Consider the following 25,343-nt stretch of genomic DNA (forward strand, 5'->3'; position numbering starts at 1 on the left):
TTTAGAATGAAACAAAATTGCTTAAATATAATTAGCCCATTAAAACCATGAATCTCGTTAAAAGTCCCATTTTAATTCTAAAATAGATTATAATGAGGGTTTATAATTTGTTGTTATTGCATTTACATGGTTAACGCTTTGCTGTCTCCTTTGTCTGTTGCGCCAATGATTGATTGGAGTTACACCCATTTTCGTGTATTAATGCGCCTTATTGCGCCTTGCGCCTTGTTGTATACTGATATGCAAACGGTAGGTGCGGTTAAGAATAACCCGCATCGAAGTCTCAGCTATTCACCCATGGAACTTCCCTTAGCACTCCAGCTTGGTGGCTCTGATAAAGAGGCGTTAGTTGCTAGTGCAAAACTTGCTGCTCAATATGGCTATAGTGAAGTAAATCTCAATTTAGGTTGTCCTAGTGACAGGGTTTTATCAGGGCGTATGGGCGCTTGCTTAATGGCCGAAGCTAATCATGTTGCTGATTGCATCAAAGCCATGAAACAAGCTGTGGCAATCCCAGTCACCGCTAAAACGCGGATTGGAATTGATAATCAAGATAGTTATGAATTTTTTGCCTCATTTGCGCATAAGTTAATAGACGCTGGCTGTGATAAATTAATTGTTCATGCTCGAAAAGCATGGCTCCATGGCCTAAGCCCTAAGCAAAATCGCAATATTCCGCCACTGCATTATGACTATGTTTACCGAATTAAAGCAGAATTGCCGCAAATTCCTATTATTATTAATGGCAATATCCTTGATCTTTCGGCAGTTAAGCACCATATGAATTATGTAGATGGTGTTATGTTAGGTCGACTTGCATGTAAAAACCCCTATGCATTAGCAGTAATGCATCAATGGTTTTTTCCCAATGTAGCTGTGCAAACGCGAAGTCAAATTATGGAAGCATATCTTAATTATATCGAACAGCAACATAAGCAAGGGATTAGGTTAAGTAGTTTAATTAAACCAATATTTAATTTTGCTCATGGTTTACCAGAGGCTAAATTCTGGAAAGATAGATTGCTTTTAGCGCAACAAAAGCAGGTAGTTAGTTATTTACAAGAGGCATTTAGGTGGCTTAAAGAAAATGAAAATGCCACAGCAATGACAAGTGAAATAGAGTATAATATTGTGCTAGTTTGACTTAAATTGCACAATTTTGAATTTATAGTTGGCTATTTTTTTTAATTTATTAAAAATAAGTGAAAAAGAGAAACATACATGGCAATTTTACTAGAATTCTAGTAAATTAAGCAGTTTTGATGCGAGACAGTTAGAGGATTATCGAGGCAATGCTAAATACGTTGATTAAAAAGATGTTTGGTAGTCGGAACGAACGTACCTTGCGACGCATGGAAAAAGTAGTCGAATCAATTAATGCATTTGAACCCTCAATGCAAAGTCTATCCGACGAGCAGCTCGCTGCAAAAACCCAAGAATTTAAAGCGCGTTTCAAAGAGGGTGAAACCTTGGATGAAATGTTAGCTGAAGCTTTTGCTGTCACGCGTGAAGTGTCTAAACGCACCTTAGGGCTTAGGCATTTTGATGTGCAGTTAATCGGCGGTATGGTGTTGCATGAAGGTAATATTGCTGAAATGCGCACGGGTGAAGGTAAAACATTGGTAGCAACCTTACCAGCTTATTTAAATGCGATTAGTGGAGCAGGCGTTCATATTGTCACAGTTAATGATTATCTTGCTAAGCGAGACAGTGAATGGATGCGGCCTATTTATGAATTTTTAGGGTTAAAAGTAGGGACTATTTTCCCAGATATGCCACATGCTGAGAAAAAACAAGCTTATGCGGCTGATATTGTCTATGGTACGAATAACGAATTTGGCTTTGATTATTTACGCGATAATATGGCCTTTAGCCTTGAAGACAAGGTACAACGAGAGCTTAATTTTGCCATCGTGGATGAAGTCGACTCTATTCTCATTGATGAAGCCAGAACCCCTTTAATTATTTCAGGAGCAGCTGAGAATAGCTCTGAACTTTATATTAAAGTTAATAAATTAATTCCTCTCCTTAAAAAACAAGAAGTTGAGGGTGATGGTGGTGACTTTACGATTGATGAAAAGCAAAAACAAGCCCACTTAACTGAAGCTGGACACCAACATATTGAAGAATTGCTAGCAGAGCAAGATTTATTAGCACCAGGCGATAGCTTGTATCATGCAAGCAATATTATGTTAATGCATCATGTTAATGCCGCCCTAAAAGCACATGCTATGTTTCATCGGGATATAGATTACATTGTTAAAGATAATCAAGTCATTATTGTCGATGAGCATACTGGCCGTACAATGCAAGGCCGTCGTTGGTCAGAAGGCTTGCATCAAGCAGTAGAGGCTAAAGAAGGCGTTTCTATTCAGCAAGAAAATCAAACGCTCGCCTCTATTACTTTCCAAAATTACTTTAGAATTTATAATAAACTAGCTGGTATGACAGGGACTGCTGACACCGAAGCTTATGAATTTCAACAAATCTATAATCTTGAAGTGGTTGTTATCCCAACTAACAAAACGATGTGTCGTAAAGATGAAGCTGATTTAGTTTATTTAACGCAACAAGATAAATTTCAAGCCATTATTGATGATGTAAAAGACTGCATTACACGCAAGCAGCCTGTTTTAGTTGGTACCACTTCCATTGAGTCATCAGAATTAGTCAGCCATCTATTGAAAAAAGCAGGCATAAAACATCAAGTTCTTAATGCGAAATTTCATGAAAAAGAAGCGCAAATTATTGCTGAGGCAGGCCGCCCAGGGGTGGTAACGATTGCAACAAATATGGCAGGTCGTGGAACAGATATTGTTTTAGGTGGAAGCCTTGCTGCAGAATTGGCTCAATTACCAGCAGACGCAACGCAAGAACAGAAAGATGCGGTTAAGCAAGAATGGGAAAAGAGACATCAAGAGGTTTTAAAAGCCGGTGGGTTAAGAATTGTTGGTTCAGAACGTCACGAATCACGCCGGATTGATAATCAGTTACGAGGACGGGCTGGCCGACAAGGTGACCCGGGAAGTAGCCGTTTTTATTTGTCTCTTGAAGATAATTTAATGCGTATATTTGCTTCTGAGCGCGTAGCTTCTATGATGCGTCGTTTAGGAATGCAGCCTGGTGAACCTATTGAGCATAATTTAGTTACTAAAGCTATCGAGAATGCGCAGCGCAAGCTCGAAGGCCATCATTTTGATGTGCGTAAACAGTTATTGGATTATGATAATGTTGCTAACAACCAGCGTAAGGTTATTTATACTCAGCGTGCGTCAATTATGGCTATGAGTGATCCTAAAGAAGTCGTGGATGCTATGCGTGAAGATGTCATGACTAGCTTGGTTGATAATTTTATTCCGCCCCAAAGCATGGAAGATCAGTGGGATTTACCGGGCTTAACTAAAGCTTTAGCTGAAGATTTTCAAATTAAAGCGGATGTAGTCCAGTGGGCAGAGCAAGATCATCATATTCAACCTGAACAAATACAAGAGCGCATACTTAAATTAAGTAAAGAACATTACGAAGAAAAAGAAAGGCAAGCTGGCAGAGAAGTGCTTGCGCAGTTTGAAAAATCAATTATTCTACAAACAATGGATAACCAGTGGCGCGAGCATTTAGCAGCCATGGATTATTTACGCCAAGGTATTCACTTACGTGGTTATGCACAAAAAGATCCTAAGCAAGAGTATAAGCGCGAAGCATTTTCCTTGTTTTCAGAAATGCTAGAGTCTTTAAAGTACGATTTAATTCGTATTCTAAGCTCAGTGCAAGTACAAAGCGAAGCAGATGTTAATGCGGCTGAAGAGCAACGTCGTGCTGAACAAGTTCATAAAATGACATTCTTGCATGAAGATGATTTAGAAGATGAGAATCAATCAGACTCAGAAGGAAATTTAATCCCATTTCGTCGTCGCGAAGATAAAGTAGGCCGCAATGATCCTTGCCCTTGTGATTCTGGCAAAAAATATAAAAATTGTCATGGTAAATTGGCCTAATGATGAATTTAACATAATTATTATAAATTTACGTGCTGCAAACTCGTTCCTGAGAGTTCAACGAAATTAAAACCCTAAATACCGTGCTTTATGTGCGGTATCTGGGTAGATTGGGCTAAACGAAACGCCGCTCAATGATTAATTGTTAGGTTGCATTATTCTAACCATCTTTACTGGATACCGTGGTCGAGCCACGGTATTTCGAGATCGGATAGTCATTAAAAATCGGGTTGTTTCATTTGACAATGGCACCTGAAGATGCAAAGGCAAGATAAGCTAAAGACAAAGGAATGCCGTATTACCGCAGCTTGACCGCAGTATCCATAGATACATAGGTGGATAAGCTAAAGGCGACTTGATCATGGTATCTGTAGATGCAGAGGCAGATAAATCAAAGACAAAGGAATGCCGCATTACCGCGGCTTGACCGCGGTATCCATAAAGATGTTGAAGATAAATAAATTCCTTTAAATTGCAGGTATTTTATAAAAGAAGTTCACTATGTCGATTAAAGTTGTGGTATGCATCATCATTAATAGTGAAAATCAGGTTCTGATTACAAAAAGACCATTGCATGTGGACCACGGTGGTTTTTGGGAATTTCCTGGCGGCAAAATAGAAAATTCAGAAACTCCTTATAATGCTTTAGTGCGGGAAATAAAAGAAGAAGTTGGTTTGCAAGTTCTGGATGCCCAATATTTAACTGAAATTAATCACGATTATAAATGCAAGCGGGTCACATTATTGGTTTATCGTGTGTTGAGTTTTCAAGGCATACCCAGTTGTCGAGAAAATCAAATTGATTTACGTTGGGTTAATTTGAACGACTTATCTGCTTATTCTTTTCCTGAGGCAAATCAGGCTATCATTAATTTAATTTGTAACTAAACTAAGTTGGCTTAAGCGTCTACTTCAATGGTTATGGTGCGGGCATCAGAAAAACCATGATCATCTACTACCCGCACGATAAATTTACCCGGTTTTGCTTGCCAAAAGTAAGATTCATCAGCGCGCGTTTTAGTTAAAAAAGAATCATTAATAAACCAATATAATGTTTTAATATCTGCATCTGTCACTGCGGAAAATGGAATAGTTGTTTTTTCTAAGGTATTGGCACGTAAAATATAGTGTAAGTCAATTTGAGGCGAAGTAATTTGCGGCTTTAATCCGCCTGCAGCTTTTAAGGCGCATCCGGGTTCAAACACAGGCGGCGTACGACGCTCAATCCCTGCTTGTTTGAAAATAGCAAGTAAATCAGAAGGCCAAAATTCATAAACCTCAAAACGCGTGTTTTCATCAAAATGACAAGTTCTAAGGCCATTTTGTTTATTAATTGCTATTTCACGGTAAATAGTATCAGTCTGAATGGGCGACTTACCCGGAATAAACCATGTTTTTTCAGTATCGTGACAAAAGCGAGTGGGTAGTAAACCTGATGCTTTGCATACATCTGTTTTGACTAAATTTAAGTGAGGTAAGGCATTGGAAAAGGTTGATGGCAAATTAGTTTTTTCATGCTTAATTGCACTAGCTAATTCAAAAAATAAAGGGGCGGCAATGTTTTTACCAACAAAGGCAGGATTACCTTTATTATCAAAATTGCCAATCCAAGTGATTAGAACGTAAGGGCCAAAGACACCTGCTGTCCAAGCGTCACGGTAACCAGATGAGGTGCCTGTTTTCCAAGCAATCATGTCTTGATTCGCTGTATTTTTGGTAAAATTAAAATCAGCTTGTGGTGTATCTTTTAGCATATCCAGTACTAAAAAACTTGCTTCAGGACTTAGTAAACGCTTGCCAGTTTGTTTTGGATCATTTTGTAGCTTGCGCAAAGGATGCCAGAGGCCTTCATTAACTAACATGGCGTATAAGCTGGCTAATTCTTGCATACTTAATTCAGCGCCACCCAACGTTAGTGCTAAACCATAAAAAGATTCTGATTTTAACTGCTGAACATGTGCGGCACTTAGTAGATCGTAGAGGCTAGGGTTAGTAAGTTGGCTTGCTAAGTAAATAGCAGGAATATTACGACTAAGAATTAACGCATCACGCGCCTTAAGAGGCCCCATAAAATCATAATCAAAATTTTCCGGATTATAATTACCAAAGCTGCGTGGCACATCTTTTAAAACCGTACTGGGGTGAATTAATCCTTGATCAAGCGCTAAGCCGTAAACGAAAGGCTTTAATGTTGAGCCAGGGGAGCGCTTTATTTCGGTGCCATTAATCTGACCACTAATCGCATTATTAAAAAAATCAACAGAGCCAATTAAGCTTTTAATACTCATATCGCGCGTATCAACTAACAATACCGAGGCATTATAGACACCAATATGATGCTTACGCTTAATGTAATTTTTGGTAATGCGTTCCAAAATCGTTTGCAGATGGCTATCTAAAGTAGTATTAATTTCTTTGCCCAAGCGCGCTTGGTGCAGTATAGAATTTACAAAATGAGGGGCAATAAAAGGCAGTGAAGCCACAGATTTCATAGCAAGAGGTAAGTCAATAGTTATTTTTTGTTTGCGGTCTTCTGGATGTAGCGCTAGCCAGCGAGCAAATAATTTATTGCGAATTTTTTTTAAATCTTTATTTTGCGGTGTCCGCTTATTCGGGTTTTGCGGCATAACAGCAAGCGTTAAGGCTTCAGGTAAATTAATATTAGCAATAGGCTTATTAAAGTAAATTAAGCTGGCAGCACCAGCCCCTTCAATATTACCGCCATAAGGTGCGAGATTTAAATAGGCTTCTAAAATTTGAGTCTTACTGTAATGCATCTCTAATTGCAGCGCTCGTATAATCTGCATAAACTTTCCAGATAAAGTTTTCGAGTTAATACCAAAACGCAATCGCGCAACCTGCATGGTAATTGTTGATGCACCCATACGACGTGATTTAATTAAATAAGTTTGCCAAGTTGCTTTTATTATTGCGAAAGGGTTGACACCATAGTGGTTGTAAAAATACTGATCTTCTTGTAGTAAGGTTGCAGTAACAAGGTGGGGCGAAATCTTTTTTAAAGGGGTATAAACGCGGTATTTATCGTCGTTATTAAGCGTTAAACGTAATAACTGCTTATGATCATCATAAACGACTGTGGAAAAATTTAGCTTTTCTAATAAGGGTGGCGGTGGAGAAAAAGATAATATGACCCAACTGGCAGTTAAAAAAATAAGGGCAGCCAATATTAATGATGTAAAAAAAATCTTCATAAAGCTTGAATCTAATCTTTTAAAAAAATAAACTGCATAGTAAACTTGGTGTTTTTTTAACCTCAATTCGTCTCTATGCCCCTTTTTAGGTCAGATTATATATGAACGATACGCCTATTGCTAAAAAAAAAACCAAGTTTAATTCTTTTTTAGCGCTTATATTAGGGCAGGTTCACTGGTCTAGCCCACCTTGGATTGGCTATTTACAGCGGAAAGCGAAAAATCGACCGGGTTTATTTTGGTCGATCACCGTATTTTTATTACTAGGGTTACTAACTGCCTTATATAGTTATCACTGGTATATAAACTTACCAAAACCACAATTAATTACCGCTAATATTGCGCCTCCTAAAATTACCCCGCTAGCAGATACCCTTAAACCAGACATTTTAGGAATTGATTTTGGTTTGCGCACCGATAAAGAATTTATCCCTAAGTCTGTTGCACCCTTAGAATTAGTTGATAAAGAAGTATCTCAGTATATCCAGTTAAAACCAGCGCTGAAAGGTGTGTGGGCTTGGGAAGGGGATCATCGCTTAGTATTTACCCCTGATGAAGACTGGCCTGCGGGGCAAACTTACACGATTCAATTTGGTAAAGAATTTTTCGCTAAAGGCACGCGTATGGAGAGTCTAGCCTACTCTTTTTCAACAGAGCCTTTTCAAGCGCAAATTAAAGAATTTAAATTCTATCAAGATCCAGTTGATCCTAAAGTTAGGCAAGCGGTGGCTACCGTTGACTTTAATTTTCCTGTAGATTCTGACAGTTTTGAGAAAAAAGTTTCCCTTCTATTGCAAGACATTAAAAATGAAAAGCTTAATTTAGCTGCGCAACATTTTAAATGGACTGTCGACTATGATGAGCACAAGCGTACAGCTTACATACGCTCAGAAACCCTGCCCATAACAGCGATTGAACGTTACTTGGTATTAACTATTGATAAGGGTGTTAAATCAAGCACAGGCAGTAGTTCCTTGGCTCAGGAAATTACTAAAAATTTATTAATTCCTGATGCAGCGAGTTACTTTAAAATAACCAACACCGCGGCCTCTATTGTGCGCAATGAGCAAGATAGGCCAGAGCAAGTGCTAACCATAGAAAGTTCCATCGGGATAACTGATACGCAAGTTAATAAATCATTACATGTTTATTTATTATCAGAAAACTACCCGGCAACAAAACTTGAAACAGAAAAATTAAATTATGAATGGCAAAATCCTGGTGAAGTAACACCAGCCATATTATCCCTCGCAAAACCTATAGCATTGCAGCCAATACCTGCCGATAGAAATTATGCAACGCTGCATAGCTATAAATTTAATGTACAAGGCCCACGCTACCTTTACTTAAAAATAGACAAGGGCGCACGAGCTTTTGGTAATTTTGCGCTTACTAATGATTATGCAGCAATTATTAAAGTGCCTGAATTACCTAAAGAAATTAGTTTCCTACATAAAGGGGCCTTACTTGCCTTAAGTGGTGAGAAAAAATTATCGGTGCTGGTGCGCGGCGTACCCGCAGTTAAATTTGAAATAGCACGGGTGTTACCGGGTAATATTAATCAATTAATTACGCAGACAGAAGGTGATTTTAACAACCCACGTTTTGTTAATTATACTTTTAATCAACAAAACATCAGTGAAATTTTTTCAGAAGTACAGTCGTTTGATGACAGTGATTTAACCAAGCAACAATACACAGCGCTGGATTTAACTAAATATTTATCTGCGCCTGTTGATGGTATGAAAGGCTTATTTTTGCTAAAGGCCACTGGTTGGGATTTAGTTAATAAGAACGCTTTGGACGTAAGGGCTAGCCGTTTAATACTTATTACCGATTTAGGTATGTTAGTAAAGGACAATAGTAACGGCAGTCATGATGTGTTTGTAGAATCTATTACCGGAGGAAATCCTATTGCAGGTGTGGAAGTATCGATCCTAGGTAAAAATGGATTGCCTATATTTTCTAGCCTCACGGATAATCAAGGGCGGGTTAGTTTTCCCACATTAAAAGATTTTATAGATGATCGCGAACCGGTCGTTTACTTAGCTCGCTTAGGCAATGATGTCTCGTTTATTCCTTATAATAACGCTAACCGGCAACTTAATTATTCTCGTTTTGATGTTGGTGGCCTTTATAGTAATAACCAAGAATTGCCGAGCCTAAGTGCTTATCTTTTTTCTGACAGAGGAATTTATAGACCAGGTGATGTAGCTCATCTTGGTATGGTTATTAAACAAGCCTATGCACAGCCGCAGCCACCAGGATTACCTTTAGAAGCGATTATCGTCGATCCCCGCGGAACGACTGTTTATGACCAAAAATACACTTTAGATGCAACGGGATTTTTAAGTTTTGATTTTAAAACCAATCCTAGTTCGCCTACAGGACAATATTCTGTTTATTTATATACGGTAAAAGATAAGCATACAGAAAGTATTCTTGGCAATACGACCATTAAGGTTGCTGAATTTCAACCTGATAGAATGCGTATAACAACTCAAATATTACCAACACCCAGTACGGCTGGGTGGATTGCGCCTGCGAAGGTTACAGCGCATGTTAATTTATGGAATCTCTATGGTGCACCTGCTGAAAATAGACGAGTGGGCGCAAAAATTCTCTTAACCCCCCAGAAAATAGAATTTGAAAAGTACCCAAGTTATATTTTCTCTGATCCGTTACTTGATCCTGCCAAGCCGGCTAAAGTATACACTGAAACGTTGTCTGATAACCAAACCAATGATAAGGGTGAGGCAAACTTTGACTTGCGCCTAGATCGTTTTGAAAAAGCAACGTATCAATTAACTTTTTTTGCAGAAGGTTTTGAAGCAGAAGGGGGCCGAAGTGTCACAGCCCAAGCTAAAACGCTAATAAGTCCTTTACCTTATTTTATTGGTTATAAGCCAGATGGCGCACTTAATTATATAAAGCAAAATAGTATACGAGAGCTTAATTTTATTGCCGTTAATCCTAAGCTTAATTTACAATCTGTTAGTAATCTAAAAATTCAGCTATTGTCTTTACGGCCAGTAAGTACACTTGTTAAAAATGCTAATGGCACTTATCAATACCAATCAGTAATACAGACCAAAGTGGTTAATACAAATCCTATTGCTATTAATGAGCAAGGTACTAATTATACGTTGCCCACTGATCAAATTGGTGATTTTGCTTTAAGTATCTTAGATGAAAATAATGTTGAATTAAACCGCATTAAATTTTCAGTAGTGGGCACAAGCCAATTACCATTAGCTAAAAATGCTGAGCTTAATGTTAAGCTTAACAAGGCTGAATATAGTGCTGGTGACGAGATCGAGTTGCAAGTTACAGCACCCTATACTGGCTCAGGATTAATTACTATCGAACGTGACAAAGTCTATGCGACGCAATGGTTTAAGACCGACACAACAAGTTCAGTACAAAGGATCCACATTCCAGAAAATTTTCAAGGCAATGGTTATGTTAATATTGCCTTTATTCGTGACTGGAATTCGCCTGAGTTATTTATTAGTCCACTCAGCTATAACGTTATTCCTTTTAAATTAAATCATGATAATCACGCTGTCCATATACAACTGGATACAGCTAAACTAGTGAAGCCGGGTGATAATTTAACCATTAAATATAGCACTGATAAGCCTGGGAAAATAATCGTATTTGCTGTTGATGAAGGCATATTACAAGTGGTTAAATATCCAAAGCCTGATCCTCTGGCTTTCTTTTTCCAAAAGCGTGCTTTAGAAGTGCTGACCCAGCAAACAGTTGATCAAATTTTACCAAAGTATATTCGGGAAAGAGAATTATCAACCGTAGGAGGGGATGGCAGCGAAGAGCTTCTTGCAGCTCATCTTAATCCCTTTAAACGTAAAACAGATTTACCGGTTGTTTTTTGGTCAGGAATTGTTACTGCCGATTCTAATCAACGGGAATTAATTTATCAGATACCTAATTACTTTAATGGCTCTATAAAAGTAATGGCAGTAGCGGTTGCGGACAATGCGGTGGGCTCTACTGATAAGTCGCTTGAAGTGCGTGGCAATTTTATTATTAATCCAAATGTTCCTACTTTTGTTACACCTAATGATAACTTTGAGATTACCGCAAGTGTTGCCAATAATATTCAGGGCTCAGGAGACAAGACACCCATCACTGTTAAATTACTTACTACCCCTGGCTTAGAAATCATAGGGCCTAACAAAGCAACGGTTAATATTGGCGAAGGACATGAAGGCGTGGTGCAATTTAAAGTAAGAGCTAAATCTGATTTAGGTTCTGCTAAAGTGACACTGGAAGCTAGTTTAAATGATAAAACCAGTAAGATGGATGCAACCTTAAGTATAAGGCCTGCTAGTCCCTTTATTACAACGGTTGATAGCCAAGTTGTAAGTGATGTACAAAAAACAGTTAATCTTACACGCAATTTATACTCAGAATATCGACAAGTAAATATCGCTGCATCCACTAATCCACTTATTTTAGTGAATGGATTGCAGCATTATTTAGATAATTTCCCTTACGGTTGTACCGAACAATTAACAAGCAAAGCGATGCCTTTGTTAGCAATGGCTAATAAAGATTGGTATCTAAACATAAAGGATAAAAGTCAAGCTCTTACGAAGGTGCAAGACACAATTCAATTGCTAAGCCAACGGCAAATGTCTAATGGTGCTTTTAGTTATTGGCCATCCGCTAGTGATAAATATAATGATACCTTTGCTTCTATTTATGCACTACATTTTTTAACTGAAGCAAGAGATCAAGGTTATGTTGTTCCTAATGATCTCATGTCAATTGGTATAAGTTATTTAAAAGACTTTGTATCACAAAATGCGCAAGATGCTGAAACTGCACGTCTGCAGGCTTACGCAATTTATATTTTGACGCGTAACGAAATTGTAACGACAAATTATTTAACAAATTTACAACTTTATTTAGATAGAGATAAAACTAATAATTGGCAAAAAACCATAACCGGCGCCTATCTGGCAGCAACGTATAAATTGCTAAAAAGTGAAACTAATGCAGAGCAATTAATTAGGCGCTATCAAGTACACAATACAAGTTTGCCAAATACAGATTTTTACAATGCTAATCTTGCGGATGCGCAATATTTGTATCTCATATCTAAGCATTTTCCTGATAAATTACCAAAATTAGGTAATGGTTTAATTATGTCATTAGTAAAAGCTATCAGCAGTGATGAGCTAAATACACTATTGTCAGGTTATGCAAGCTTAGCTTTAACGTCTTATGGGCAAGCAAATCAACCTGATCCTAACCAGCAGCCTCTAGTTATTCGTGAATTGTTACCAAATAACCAGCAAAAAATATTGGATGCATCTAATACCTTATTTAAAAAAGCAGCTATCTCTGAAAATGCTAAACAAGTTATCATTGATAACCCTGACAAGACGGCCTATTTTTATCAGTTAACTCAAGCAGGCTTTAATAAACAAATACCTGCAAAGGAAGTTAAACAAGGCTTAGAAATCTATCGCGAATATTTATCTCCGGATGGTAAGCCAATTACCAATACAAATTTAGGCACCGAAATAGAAGTACGGATTAAAATTCGAGCCTTAGATGATCAATACGTCAATAATATTGCTATTACTGACCTATTACCCGGTGGTTTTGAAGTAGTTAATGATTCAGTTAACCTTAATCAAGTAGATTATGCTGACCTACGAGAGGATAGGGCGCTTTTCTTTATTGGTGTAGGCAGTGAGGCAAAAGAAATTCGCTACCACATCAAAGCAACAAGCGTGGGTAAATTCATTGTACCACCTATTTATGCAGAATCCATGTATTATCCGGCCATACAAGCACAAGGAAAAGCCGCAAATATTACTGTAGATAACCTAAGCTAACGCGAGCTAATACAAATTAAACAAGCCTGATTAACTTACAAAAAGTCTTCTAATTAAACGTCTTAAACGATAACGAAAATGAAAATAAATAACCCATAATAATTTAGCACATTACCAAATTTATATTCAAAAAAAATTAAAGAAGATACAAACAAAATTGGGATTGTACCTATAAAATAACTGCTATATATTATGCCCAAGTTATTAACACATAGAGGATTAAAAAGAATAATGAATTGGATTACTGAGCGTAAAAAATTTCAAAAACAATTACAAAATCACCTTCATTCTGCCTTAACAATAAATAATCATGAACTCAAAAATAAACTATATGACAATCATCTGGTTATTCAAGGACAAAAATTCTTATTAAGTTTAGAAGAATTAAAAAATATCTTAAATAAAGGAACTCAGCCACTTTTACTAGCTATTTTATCAACAGCAACTTTATGTTTAGAAAATCCTACCCATGAAAACATTAATGCTCTAAAAACGCAATATAACTATTTAAAACTGCGCTTAGAGGAAAATAAAAAAAGTAATAAAGCAGCAACAGGCATTGGTTTGTTTTTTAATTCAATTTACTCTATATCTGGTTTCATAGCAGGCCTAACAGGGTTTGTGATGATGAGTGAAGCAATGGCAGCTCTTGCTGGAGCCACAGCGAGTGCATTAGTTTTAGCGACTGGACCCTGGGGCGCATTAGCATTAGGTTTAGGCGCAGTCATGATAGGTACTGCAATTGCTGTTATTAAGGGCCAATCGGTTGTTGAAGAAGTGAAATTCCTTGCTGATAAACAAACTAAAGGCATAGGGGAGTTTATAAATCTTCTAGATGCCCCACATACAGTTGATGCTGATCAAGTAGTGCCTGAGGAAACACGCAGTAATTCTTACGCCTTCATTTAAGCAGTCATTGACGTTAATATACGACGTGGGCCTTTAAACGTGGCCCGGCCATGCATCGCTAAAATGCATGATATCGCCTCTCTTCCAAGGAATAGAGGCAGTGCATTTATCCAAGATATCCATAATATGATAAATATCCTTGCGCGAGATTTTATCTCCATCAGCAAAAGTAACTTCATGCAAACGTGTTAAGCGGCGAAAATAAACTAATTTGGCAGCTAGGAATCTTAATAACCCTAATAACTTAGGACTAAAATCGAATAAGTGTGCTTGATTAAACCAAACCGTTTCTTTGGTAATGGGGTGTTGTAACAAAGGCGACATAGTATGTTTAAGTTCAATCCAATTCTTTCCTAGCCAATGCAATTCAATATTACTTTTTTTGCAAAACTGCATCACTTCTTCGGGATCAGTCGTTTCAAATACTTCTAACCAGGATTTATGTGAGCGTGCAAAATGATTAATTAAATCCATCAGCTTACTTTTCTGATAATAGTGGGAAATGTAGGTGATTTTTTTATCTTGAAAGCGCGCCACGAGTTTTGGATCAAGTTGTTTATAGACTTCTCGCGCATCACCAATAATAGTTTCACCTCGAGTCGCAGGTTCAATTTCACAAAAGAAATAAATATGTTTAGGGTAGGTTTGTAAATATGAAAGCTCTTGATGGAGAGGAATATAAATCTTAGGTGGCGCTTCAGTAGACGTATAGATGCCATCCATTAATTTACTTCTGGGGCTATCTCCGCCTACGTAGCTAAAAAATTTTCCTAAGCTTAGTTTTTCAATAAAATATGCAAATTGACTAGCTTCTGTTACAGGTAAATTACGAAAAATTATTGCGCCATATGTTAATAATAGTGTTTCGAATTCTTGTTTATAAGCTAGTAAATTCTCTAAAATGCTTGCTAATGTCAGTTTTTTTCTTAGCGTGGCTACTACAGGAAAAGATTCATGAATATCAAATATATCCATTATAATCTCCATCCATGAAGATAAATTTCGCTATAAATATACGTTTAAACTAGTAAAAATGGCAAGTAAATAATTTTAATCTTTGCATTCCTTATTAAATTAGTTAAAGTATTTGCAATGATGCATTTAAAATAAGGAAATGATTATGAATCAAAAATTAAAAATGGGTGCCTATAGTTTATTATTAATCGCGTCTACCCAAGCTAGTCATGCGGCAGCGAATAACTCAGCTTCGGCACCTGCTCAATCAGTAAATACACAAATTATGCAACTAAATAACCAAATTCAAAATCAATTTAAGCAAATGCAAGCGCAACATCAGCAACAAATAACCACTTTAAATACTCAAATACAACAGCAATTAAAGCAATTACAAACCACCTTTCAAGGTCAAATACAAGAGCTAAATACGCAGACTCAAAATCAGCTTAAACAAATTCAAGCAGGCTTGCAGCAACAAATGACACAATTACAAAGTCAAATTAATCGGATGGGTAAGCTGGGAGGCTAACCACCTGCTTTATAATTTTGAGACAAAGGGATTGCCTTGAATATAAAAGCGTAATGGCTTCTCTGCCCATTCTTTAGCATAAGCAACACCGATTCTTGGTCGGGTTACCATAGTAAATGATGGGCTATCTTCACTAATGGCAAGGTAAAAGTTATCACTTAATAAGTCATGCCCATTTAATTCTTTATTGATGTGCATTGCTCTACAAAGCAAACCCGGCCCTTGGGTGCGCTCAGTAATATGTTGAATAGGCTCAAGTGCTCTTATTAAGACTGCCGAGCCAAAACCTTCTTCTGCGGTAACCACATTCATGCAATGATACATACCATAGATTAAATAAACATAAGCAAAGCCTGGCGGGCCATACATAATTTTAGTTCTAGGCGTTATGCCTTTTGAAGCATGAGAGGCTAAATCATGAGGTCCAAGGTATGCTTCAACTTCAACAATTCGTCCTATTTTTTCTTGCTTATTAACCACATGTATAAGATATTTACCCAGTAATTGCTGGGCGACAGTTAGGGCATCATTGGCATAAAATTCGCGCTTAAGTTTTTCCATTTTAGTAAGTCATTTAAAATGGTTAGTTTAATGGATTATTGAGAATTGAAAAAGGCTACTTATGAATTATTATCTCATGTTAAAAATGTTACATATTTTTGGGGTAGTTTTATTCTTAGGCAATATCATCGTAACCGGATTTTGGAAAGGCTTTGCTGACATAAGTCGTGACTGGAAAGTCATTGCTTTTTCGCAGCGCCTGGTAACTTACACAGATATTATTTTTACGACAACTGGCGTTATTATTATCGCAATCACCGGTTTATTAATGGCTAGCTATTTCCATAATTTTCTATCAGTTAAATGGATTGTATGGGGAATTAGTTTATTTATTATATCTGGTCTTATCTGGGTAATCATACTAATACCACTCCAAATAAAATTGCATCGCCTAGCAAATTTATTTAAAAACAGTGAAACGATTCCAGTTACTTACTGGCAGTATGAAACATGGTGGATGGTGTTTGGAACCATTGCGACTATTTTGCCGCTCATGAATTTATATTGGATGGTTTTTAAACCCAGTTAAGTAGGTTGGGCCATGGACCCAACCTACATTTGTTAAATTAAAAGGATAAATTGCGCGTAAATTTAACTACACATTTAAGCTAGTTTGCTCAACCTTGTCTACATCGTCCGGCACTTGTAAGCTTGGTATTGCGGGGGTGAATACACCAAAGGTAGTTACGCCTGAAGATGTAACTAGCGGCGATAGCGAAAAAGCTGGATAGAAGGCCGGAGAATCTGGCGACTCAATTTCTAATGGTGCTTCTTCCATTTGAGTTTGCAGTGCTCGTTGAATATCATCAAGGTAAACTGACCACTTAAATTGACCGACACCTTCATTATGCGCAGACACACAATATGCGTACCCGTTTGCTTGGGCAGCTTGAATCATAGCGCGGTAATCTGCTTGACTGTCATCCATAATATAAATGCTATCAATAGATTCATTTCCTTTTTGTTGTTGTATATGCCAATTAACATCAGTATATTTACGGCCTGAATCCATAATATTTATTTTGTTAATCTCTTCTGCGCTAAAACCCTGATATTGAAGCATAGCTTGAATATAATCTGCTCGATTTTTAGTAACGATACTAATAATAACATTTTCTTGTTGTAGTAATTCGTGGAAGAAGATCACTGCATCTTTATGCATGAGCATATCTGCATCTTCTTTCGTGTAGTCAAAATCACTCGTAAATTCACCAAATTTTGTTCTAAATAACTGTTGAACTTCTTCGTTATTCTTTAAAGGGCTTAAGCGATAATTATTCTTATCTGGCGCTTGTTGCAAGGAAGCATAAAAAGTAGAAAACACGGTTTTACTGCCATCTCTGCCAGTAATCGTACCATCAAAATCAGTATAAATTAAAGTTTTGCCCATTATCTTTCCTATTTCGGTTGGAATTGGCGCAAGGATAACTGATTATTATTAAGACAATATTAAGAAAAAATAAGCTGTTGGGCGGCAGTAGATATAGCATATCGAATTTCGCAGCTAAATATTAATCCACTCTCCGGTATCGTAAAAATTCCAAATTTGCTCTAGATATGGGTCAATATTGATATTTTTCTCTTTTAACCAATCTTGATTATAATAAGTTTCATTGTAGAGATGGCCACTATCGCCAGCAATGGCAACAAGTGAGCCTGGCTTATTTTCTTGTAGTAAGTTTGCAATTAACTTAAATGATCCATAAAGCGTTGTGCCTGTTGACGCACCAAATCTTAAACCGGTTAATTTTTCTAAAAAGTGCAGGGCCGCAATGCTGCCTGCATCAGGAATTTTCATCATGTGAGAAATAACATTAGGAAAGAAAGAGGCGGGAATATAACTTCTACCAATACCTTCAATACGTGAGCAGGATGGCATAGTCACTGAGCTATCCCGTGTTTGATAATAATCATATAGGACAGAATCTTCAGGATCAACAACGCATAATTTTGTTGGATGTAAAGCGTATTGAATGTAACGTCCTAAGGTTGCCGCAGTGCCACCTGTTCCGGCACCGCATACAATCCAGCACGGAATAGGGTAGCGCTCTTGTGCCATTTGTCGGAATATTGACTCGGCAATATTATTATTCCCGCGCCAATCAACCGCTCTTTCGGCAAAGGTAAATTGATCCATAAAATGCCCATTAATTTCTTGTGCTAGCTGCTCGGCAACGCTTCTATCTATTTTGGCATTATCAATAAATACACAGTCACCGCCATAAAGTTGAATGCGTTTGATTTTAGTTTGTGAAATGGTTTTAGGCATAACAGCGATAAATTTAAGTCCTAATAAGGATGCAAAGTACGCTTCAGATACTGCCGTGTTTCCCGAAGAGGCTTCAATAATGGTTGTGTCTTTATCTATCCAGCCATTACAAAGGCCATAAAGATACAATGAGCGGGCAAGTCTGTGTTTTAGGCTTCCGGTTTTATGGCTGGTTTCATCTTTTATGTATAAATTAATGGATGAAAGTTTGGGTAAACGAATTTCTAAGAGATGCGTTTCTGCGCTTCGATTAATTTCAGCAAGAATTTCTTTTATCGCTTTTTTTCGCCATGGCATAGACATGCTATCCAATTATCCTTTTGGTAAGTGCCTAATTATTCCTATTTAAATAATAGCTGAATTTATTATTAAATATTAAGTATAGCCAATAAGATGAAATTTAATTCGACTTAATACTAAAAATGTTGAAGAAAATTAACATACTTAATATTTCATTAAGGTTAGCATTTTAAGATTTTTTCTCTTCTTAATTACTAGTAAGGTGTACAATGGGAAAAGTCATTCTTATTCATGCTAATTGTGTTAATCCAGAAGCTAGAGGTGATTACACTTTCGCTGGAAATATAGCTAAAGATCTTGTAAAAGAGATTACAAAATCTCAAGAGAATATTGATGTTATTTTAGTTAGTAGCTTAGATGGTATTTCTCAATTTGTAAGCCTCTACGGTCCTGTAGTAAATAATCGAGTTAATATAGAAAACACTAGTATTGGCCTTTCTTCGTTAGAAAAATTTGATGCTATTGAAAATACTGTTGTAGCGTTTATAGATGCGAATCGTTGCAAGTATGCAGCTGCAGATATTGTAAAGCGAGTTCTTGATCCTGAAAGCAAACTTTTGGTTGTGGGAAATGTTAATAAGCAAGCCTACGATACTGTATTTGCGCAGTTAGGTTATCGCCATTACCTTCGCAATAAGCAGCCTGGACTTTATGAATTATTTAGTGAAAGCGATCTATTTTTAGCCAGTGCCGGACTAAGTAATGAACGTTTAGGTTTACCAGCCATTAATAAAGCCAAAGATTTGCCAGAGCTATCTAGTGAACAACAATCTATGCTACCTTCTGGGAATTACGGATTTATGTATGTTAATGCAGCATTAGAGTGGACTGCATACGAATTAATTGCGCAGTATATTAAGTTAAGTAATCAGGATGAATATATACTCGTAGGAGATTTCAATAATAGCAAACCTGAAATTGAATTATTTTATAAGCTAGATGATTCCTTACCTGCTATTAAAAAATCATTTCCGCCGATTCAATTTTATCAATCCTTACCTAATCATTTGATGCGTAAAATGGTTGCCGGTGCAACGGCAACATTAGTTGCATCAACTGGTGTTACCAGTACACTTGAAGCCATGCAAGATAATAAGCTGCCCTTTTATCAGGATATAGATACTAATGAGAACTTCGTCACAGCTTATTTGATAGCAGTAAAGTCCATATTTTCTAATGACACATCCTTATTTGGAGGTATGCCACAACTTCTTATAGAATTATCCAATTTATTATTTGCTGAAAAACCACTTAGCAATCAAGAAATAGAGCGTACTCAGGAACTACTGTCTATGTCTTCAGTAAGCTCTAGATTAGTTGAAACAAATCAAAAGATAATAGAACAAGCAAATGGTAAGATTGCACCAAAATTGTTAAGCTTCATTCATCAAGGCCGTAGTACTCAGCAGCAAGTTCAGCTTGCCACTGTATGCACCTCATTACGTAAGCCGGGTGAAACAGGTAGTCCTGTTCATGAGCAAGCATTAAGACGAGCAGCTGCTTGGGGGCGCTTATTTGAACTTAAAGTACTTATCAAAGCAATACCTAATGATTTAGATAAAAAAGATGTAACCCTTGAACGTACTGCTCTACATTGGGCTGTTGCATGTCAAAATTTAGATTGTGCACGCGTTTTAGTAAAAGCCGGTGTCAGTTTAGACCTTCAGGATAAAGAAGGTAAAACACCACTTCATAAAGCAGTAGCTAATGGCGATAAGCCTATGATTGAAATGTTGATATTGGCTGGAGCTCGAAGTAACATTTTGGATAAAGCAAGTAAGAAACCAAAAGATTGTGCGCCTGATAAGGATACTTTATTGTTTATGCAGCAATGCCGAGAGCTAAGACAACCAATTTCTGCTTATTCCTAAATAGGGACTTATATAAGGCCGCAATAAGACATTATTGCGGCTGTTGGTAGTTACCATTGTGCTCATTTAGATACTTAAAACGATACTACTATAACATATCATATCATTGCCTTTGGCCAAGAAGGCGTATAATAAGTTTTTTTCTCGCATGCCATGCTAATAATCTGTCTTACTCAGGCAGTTCGATACCACAATAAGTATAGCCGCCATCTACTCGTAAGATGGTACCAGTCATATAACTTGAGGCATCAGAGGCTAATAATAATAGTGGGCCGGTTAACTCCTGGGGCTTAGCAGCTCGTCTTAAAGGAATCGTTTTACGCCATTTTTCACCTTCTGGGCCTTCTAAAAATTCTCTGACCATTTGCGTTTCCATCCAGCCAGGTGCTAGGCAATTAACCCGAATATCGTGCTCGGCTAATTCCATTGCCATGTTACGTGTAAGGTGTTCAACAGCTGCTTTTGATGACGCGTAAGCTATCCGTTTTAATTGCGCACGCTTACCTAAGGATGAAGAAATATTGATTATTTTCCCTTTGATTTTATGTTTAATCATATACCGAGCTACTTCCGTTGACATTAACCAAGTCCCTTTAAGATTAATATCGAGTACCTTATCCCACTCAGCCTCAGATACATCAAATAAAAAATGATCCCCGCCTAAGATGCCTGCACAATTGACTAAACTATCAATGCGACCAAATTTTTGATGTGTTTTTTTAATTAAATTATTAATAGCTTTTTTATCGGTTACATCACACAACTGGGCTAGAACTTTATTAGAATTAATCTCTAAAGCTAGGGCATTTAAACTTGATTGGTCTACATCGGCTAAAACAACGTTTGCTTCTGCGTCAACTAAAATTTTTACTAATTCCTGGCCAAGGCCCCCACAAGCCCCGGTTACAATAGCAACTTGATCAACTAAAGAAAATTGTTTACTGGCATTCATTTTGGAAATCCTATCCAATTAAGGCAATTATTTTTTACAAGTCAATGTCGGTATACAACTATACCCTAAAAATTTACTGGTACTTGTGCTCGGTGGCAATTTAAAATCAAACACGCTGACGCCATAAATCTGTCTGCCTTTATAAGTTCGCCCATCACTGGCGCCGACCATGAGCGGTTCGCCCTGTTTATTTTTTCCAAGGTACATCATAACATGAGTGACGTAGATGGGATGCTCTCTTTTATAAGTCCCGCTCCAAAAGAGTAAGTCACCAGGTTTAAGCTTTGAGAATTCAGGATCATTAAAAGAAGGCTTAGTTATTGGATAAAAATTACCTTTATCTTTCACCCATTGATATAAGCCTTCGGAAGAGCGGGGCACTGATTTTATGCCAAGTTTAGTGAGCAGGTAATACATGGTTCCTGAGCAATCCATGCCACCGGCTTCGGGTTTGGCAGAACCATATTGATAACCTATATTTTGCGCAGCCAAATCTAGCGCCATTTGAATAGCACGTTTTACTTCCACAGGATTTGATTCAAAATCAAGCAACATGGTTGCTGAAATACTTTCAGGTAGCCGACTTACTGTTTCAGCTGTCAGGCTCGTCATAAAAACAGCTAAAATGACACCAAAAAAATAAAACTTCTTCATATATCCATCCTAAAAAAAGCATTTCAGCTTTTAGTAATAACATGTTGTGTTTAATCTGTTAAGCACCTATAACAATTGCGTTTAAGCTAATTTGCTTTGTTCTATTTTTTAAATATGAGCAAGACGAGCAACTTTTGCGGTTAGAAATTAACTATTAATTAATTTCTTGTTACTATAAGAAAATTTAAAAAAGCTAACTAACTAGTATTTAGGTTTTTATAATTAAAAGGAATTAATCATGCAACAGCCTATAGAAAATGCTACTGCCTTGATATCTGGATTTGCTATTTCATTTATATCAGGCAAACCAATTCCAGATGCCACCATTACTGTGATTGAAAATGAGCAATTAAAGTTTAAGACTGACGATGCAGGAAAATTTGGGCCCTTTGAGTGGCCAGTTGGACAACCCATCACGTTGGTTTTGGAAAAACCAGGATCGTTCTGGTCAGGCTTTAAAACCACACAAACTGCAACCATGATAGTTCCACCTGAAGGAATAAATAATGATGATTTTTTGAAAAATATTTCCTTTCAAGTGCCATCAAACTTTATTTATAAGTTGTTTGCTCTTGCGATGGGGGAGAAAGAAGATCCAAACGCTTGCCAAGTGGCAGCAACGGTCACCCCGCCAAATATGACACTTGCTGATTTACCGCAAGGTATTGAAGGGGTCAAGGTTACTTTATCGCCTAATTTAAATAAAAAACCTTTCTATTTTGGTATTTTACCAATTACTAAAAAAACAAACCCGTTTAGTAGAAAACTAGCATCGACCTCACTTGATGGTGGCATCGCCTTTGTTAATGTGCCACCTGGGGATTATACGCTAGAGGCGCAAAAAGACGGCATGGTATTTTCTAAAGTAAACATCAAAGCCCGCAGCGGCGTTCTCGTAAACGCGAGCCCACCCTATGGCCCTACGGTGTTAGCAGAATAGTCAGGTAGGTTGGGCTAAACCCAATCTACCATCCAACCGATATGTATTAAGCTCAAAATTTTGCTGTTGGCGATAGCGATAAGGCATGGTCAACAGTATCATGCAGATCTTCTGGGATTATTTGTTTATAGTCTCTTAGTTGAGGATGCTGTTTATTTTTGGCTACAAAAAACGATGCTATCCCAAGCAAAGAAGGGACTTCCTCTCTTACTTTTAGTGATTTAATTAAGCTCGTTTCTAAACAGGGGCTTACCTTCTGACCTTTATTGTCTACAATATAAACTTCCTTTACATTAGGAAAGACAGCGCCTAATGCTTCCCGTTGTTCCAGTGACATTCTTTTAATTTCATTGGAACTTAAGACAATAGTTTCTATATGTGGCAGCGTATTGCTCAGCGCATTTAATTTGTCTAAGGATAATAAATGCAGTCTATTTTTACATAAATTAAGCGCACGCACACTTTGGGGTATAGCCCGAAAGGCAATATCTAAATTGCCATCTTTAATATCTTTTAACTGATTGTGGCTTAGATTTAATTTTGTTAAGTTAGGTGGAAAAGCAGCAAAAAAAGAAGCTAACTCGTTACCACGTTTATGAAAAAGTTTATTTTTTTCTAAATTAATTGAGCAAACTTCCCTGGGAATAAGATTAGCAAATTGCTGTAATTTGCCTGCCTCTATATTACCTAAATCATTGTCCACCAACGAAAATACAGAGACAGAAGGGGGAATAAGTTGAAAAGCTTGGACTAGATTGACAATTTTCTTGTGAGAAAGCCGGTTTTTATCAGCGTCAAGTATGGTTGTGTTAGCTGGGATGTTTGCAAAAGCCGCAATGAATTTAGCTCCAGAAACCTTTTCAAGACCTGTCAATCTATACTTCATTTAAGATCCTTAATGTTGCTCTAACGCAGTAATGAATTTAAAAGTGAAAGCATATTATACAGTAAGCCCTTTATTTATCAAGTCTGCTTTAAAAGAGATAATAGCTGCCTCTCTTAAAGGCAAAGGGTTGCTATGAGGAGAAGCATACTGAAGAAAATAATGATTATTGATTAGCTATTCGCTACAATTTGCTTGGGTTAATTAGTTTCACTGTAGAAGGGAAAATGGAATGCGTGAGATACAAAAAAAGGGCGAGCTAAAGAGCGGTAGCGAGGAGTTAGCTTTTGCAGATAATAGGTTGCTTAATGATAATCCGCTGCAACAGCAAGAGCAATTAACTCAAACTCTTGGGCGTAAAAGACAACTTGCGCAAATAAAAGAAAAGGTTATCCATTTAATTGACACACCACAAAATAACAGCCTCTTTGCTAAGGCATCTCACAGTTGGGGCAAGCTACCTGTTTGGCAAAAAATTTTTCTTGGTATCATCCTGACTGTTCCTTTATTTATTACAGCTATCGTTACACACCTTACCCTATTGCTAGCAATTAGCTTATTTTGTCTTATTAATTATGTCGCTAGCAGTTTATTACTTGATAATCATCATCAACAAAATGAAAAAAATAATGAGTACTTAAAAAATGAAATTGTAAGTTTGCTGACGGTATTTGAGTTATTAATGGATTCATTAAACCAATTAAACGAACAGTTAGTCCTTGAGTTAAATAAATTTCAAAAAGAAAATAGTTATTTAGCAGAATTGCTAGGCAAAATGGCGGGAGAAGTTAACTTCCTAACATCCGAGAATGAAAATTTAGCTGCAATTGAAGAAAAATTATACACAACGCAACAGGCCCTTGAACAAATGACAGTCAATTTAAACGTGACTGAAAAAAAATATTCCGAATTATTACAAACCAGCCAAGATGAATTAAATAAAATTATACAAGCAGCTGAACAAAGAGAGTTTACATTTAAAGCAGAAATCATTGATTTAGAGCAATTAAACGCAACCCTCACAGGCGATCTTAGGCAAGCAAAATTAATCGCACTTGCTCTACAAAATACATTACACTTGCTGACTGATACCCTGGTTCAGGCCAAAGATAAGAAAGAGGCATTCCAGCAAGGTTTAGAGGATTTGTTAACTAATCAAGAAAAATATCTCAGGCAATTTACCGCACGTCTTGGTGAAACGGGATCGCAATTGCAGGGGATTAGTGGGCAATTTAAAGACAACAATCAACGCTATGAAAAATTACTTGATAAAAATGAAGAGCAAGTTGAGCGATTAACTCGCCTAACGCAAAGCCAAGAGAGCGTAGGCGCGATACTTAATAAAGTAGGTTTTTATGCAGACACTTCTAAGGTTGATATTTTAGACAATCAATCTCATGCTCTGAGTATGTAAAGAGTGAATGAAATGAATGATTAG

General features: G+C 37.1%; 18 protein-coding genes. 10 read left to right on the forward strand and 8 right to left on the reverse strand.

The genetic code is table 11. The features are described from left to right. The first annotated feature begins 126 nt into the window (after positions 1-126). From dusA to mutT, 3 genes are all read left to right on the forward strand, one after another. The gene (dusA, locus tag DYE47_RS06630; RefSeq protein WP_115302516.1) at positions 127-1,143 is read left to right on the forward strand and encodes a tRNA dihydrouridine(20/20a) synthase DusA; all 1,017 of its coding nucleotides are present in this window, start codon (positions 127-129) and stop codon (positions 1,141-1,143) included. Positions 1,144-1,292: 149 nt separating this feature from the next. Beyond that, positions 1,293-3,995, forward strand: coding sequence for a preprotein translocase subunit SecA (secA, locus tag DYE47_RS06635; protein ID WP_115302517.1), 2,703 nt, complete (start codon positions 1,293-1,295; stop codon positions 3,993-3,995). Positions 3,996-4,496: 501 nt separating this feature from the next. Next, complete coding sequence (gene mutT, locus DYE47_RS06640; protein ID WP_115302518.1) at positions 4,497-4,883, forward strand: 8-oxo-dGTP diphosphatase MutT; 387 nt, start codon at positions 4,497-4,499, stop codon at positions 4,881-4,883. A gap of 11 nt (positions 4,884-4,894) precedes the next feature. Here mutT and pbpC read toward each other — a convergent pair whose 3' ends face one another. Then, positions 4,895-7,207, reverse strand: coding sequence for a penicillin-binding protein 1C (gene pbpC, locus DYE47_RS06645; RefSeq protein WP_115304033.1), 2,313 nt, complete (start codon positions 7,205-7,207; stop codon positions 4,895-4,897). Between the two features lie 101 nt (positions 7,208-7,308). On the opposite strand from pbpC, the gene DYE47_RS06650 reads away from it, so the two are divergent. Next, a complete protein-coding gene (locus DYE47_RS06650) occupies positions 7,309-13,080 on the forward strand; it encodes an alpha-2-macroglobulin family protein (protein ID WP_115302519.1) in 5,772 nt (1,923 codons plus the stop codon). A 231-nt stretch (positions 13,081-13,311) separates the two neighbouring features. Continuing rightward, entirely contained in the window at positions 13,312-13,989 is a 678-nt protein-coding gene (locus DYE47_RS06655; protein ID WP_115302520.1) for a hypothetical protein, read from the forward strand. A 33-nt stretch (positions 13,990-14,022) separates the two neighbouring features. Here the strand turns inward: DYE47_RS06655 and DYE47_RS06660 are convergent, their stop codons facing one another. Further along, positions 14,023-14,964, reverse strand: coding sequence for a TauD/TfdA family dioxygenase (locus DYE47_RS06660; protein WP_160149862.1), 942 nt, complete (start codon positions 14,962-14,964; stop codon positions 14,023-14,025). Positions 14,965-15,109: 145 nt separating this feature from the next. Between DYE47_RS06660 and DYE47_RS06665 the strand changes: the two genes are divergently transcribed. Beyond that, positions 15,110-15,475 (forward strand): hypothetical protein, encoded by a 366-nt coding sequence (locus DYE47_RS06665; protein WP_115302522.1) that lies wholly within the window; start codon positions 15,110-15,112, stop codon positions 15,473-15,475. A gap of 9 nt (positions 15,476-15,484) precedes the next feature. On the opposite strand, the gene DYE47_RS06670 is transcribed toward DYE47_RS06665, so the two are convergent. After that, a complete protein-coding gene (locus DYE47_RS06670; RefSeq protein WP_115302523.1) occupies positions 15,485-16,036 on the reverse strand; it encodes a DNA-3-methyladenine glycosylase in 552 nt (183 codons plus the stop codon). 61 nt (positions 16,037-16,097) lie between these two features. Between DYE47_RS06670 and DYE47_RS06675 the strand changes: the two genes are divergently transcribed. Then, a complete protein-coding gene (locus tag DYE47_RS06675) occupies positions 16,098-16,565 on the forward strand; it encodes a DUF2269 family protein (RefSeq protein WP_115302524.1) in 468 nt (155 codons plus the stop codon). A gap of 66 nt (positions 16,566-16,631) precedes the next feature. Here DYE47_RS06675 and DYE47_RS06680 read toward each other — a convergent pair whose 3' ends face one another. Then, positions 16,632-17,426 (reverse strand): hypothetical protein, encoded by a 795-nt coding sequence (locus tag DYE47_RS06680; protein ID WP_115302525.1) that lies wholly within the window; start codon positions 17,424-17,426, stop codon positions 16,632-16,634. Positions 17,427-17,540: 114 nt separating this feature from the next. Next, complete coding sequence (locus DYE47_RS06685) at positions 17,541-18,608, reverse strand: PLP-dependent cysteine synthase family protein (RefSeq protein ID WP_207385169.1); 1,068 nt, start codon at positions 18,606-18,608, stop codon at positions 17,541-17,543. Between the two features lie 206 nt (positions 18,609-18,814). Between DYE47_RS06685 and ankY the strand changes: the two genes are divergently transcribed. Then, positions 18,815-20,476 carry a Dot/Icm T4SS effector AnkY/LegA9 gene (gene ankY, locus DYE47_RS06690; protein ID WP_115302526.1) on the forward strand — a complete coding sequence of 554 codons (1,662 nt, stop codon included), beginning with the start codon at positions 18,815-18,817 and terminating at the stop codon, positions 20,474-20,476. A 169-nt stretch (positions 20,477-20,645) separates the two neighbouring features. Here ankY and DYE47_RS06695 read toward each other — a convergent pair whose 3' ends face one another. Both DYE47_RS06695 and DYE47_RS06700 read right to left on the reverse strand, forming a co-directional pair. Continuing rightward, complete coding sequence (locus DYE47_RS06695; protein ID WP_115302527.1) at positions 20,646-21,428, reverse strand: SDR family NAD(P)-dependent oxidoreductase; 783 nt, start codon at positions 21,426-21,428, stop codon at positions 20,646-20,648. 27 nt (positions 21,429-21,455) lie between these two features. Further along, a complete protein-coding gene (locus DYE47_RS06700; protein ID WP_115302528.1) occupies positions 21,456-22,082 on the reverse strand; it encodes a C40 family peptidase in 627 nt (208 codons plus the stop codon). A gap of 238 nt (positions 22,083-22,320) precedes the next feature. On the opposite strand from DYE47_RS06700, the gene DYE47_RS06705 reads away from it, so the two are divergent. Further along, entirely contained in the window at positions 22,321-23,022 is a 702-nt protein-coding gene (locus tag DYE47_RS06705; protein ID WP_242604165.1) for a carboxypeptidase regulatory-like domain-containing protein, read from the forward strand. 52 nt (positions 23,023-23,074) lie between these two features. Here DYE47_RS06705 and DYE47_RS06710 read toward each other — a convergent pair whose 3' ends face one another. After that, complete coding sequence (locus DYE47_RS06710; protein ID WP_115302529.1) at positions 23,075-23,908, reverse strand: leucine-rich repeat domain-containing protein; 834 nt, start codon at positions 23,906-23,908, stop codon at positions 23,075-23,077. A 229-nt stretch (positions 23,909-24,137) separates the two neighbouring features. On the opposite strand from DYE47_RS06710, the gene DYE47_RS06715 reads away from it, so the two are divergent. Beyond that, the gene (locus DYE47_RS06715) at positions 24,138-25,319 is read left to right on the forward strand and encodes a hypothetical protein (RefSeq protein ID WP_115302530.1); all 1,182 of its coding nucleotides are present in this window, start codon (positions 24,138-24,140) and stop codon (positions 25,317-25,319) included. Positions 25,320-25,343 lie beyond the last annotated feature (24 nt).

The organism is Legionella beliardensis (genome assembly GCF_900452395.1).
Taxonomy (GTDB): Bacteria; Pseudomonadota; Gammaproteobacteria; order Legionellales; family Legionellaceae; genus Legionella_C; species Legionella_C beliardensis.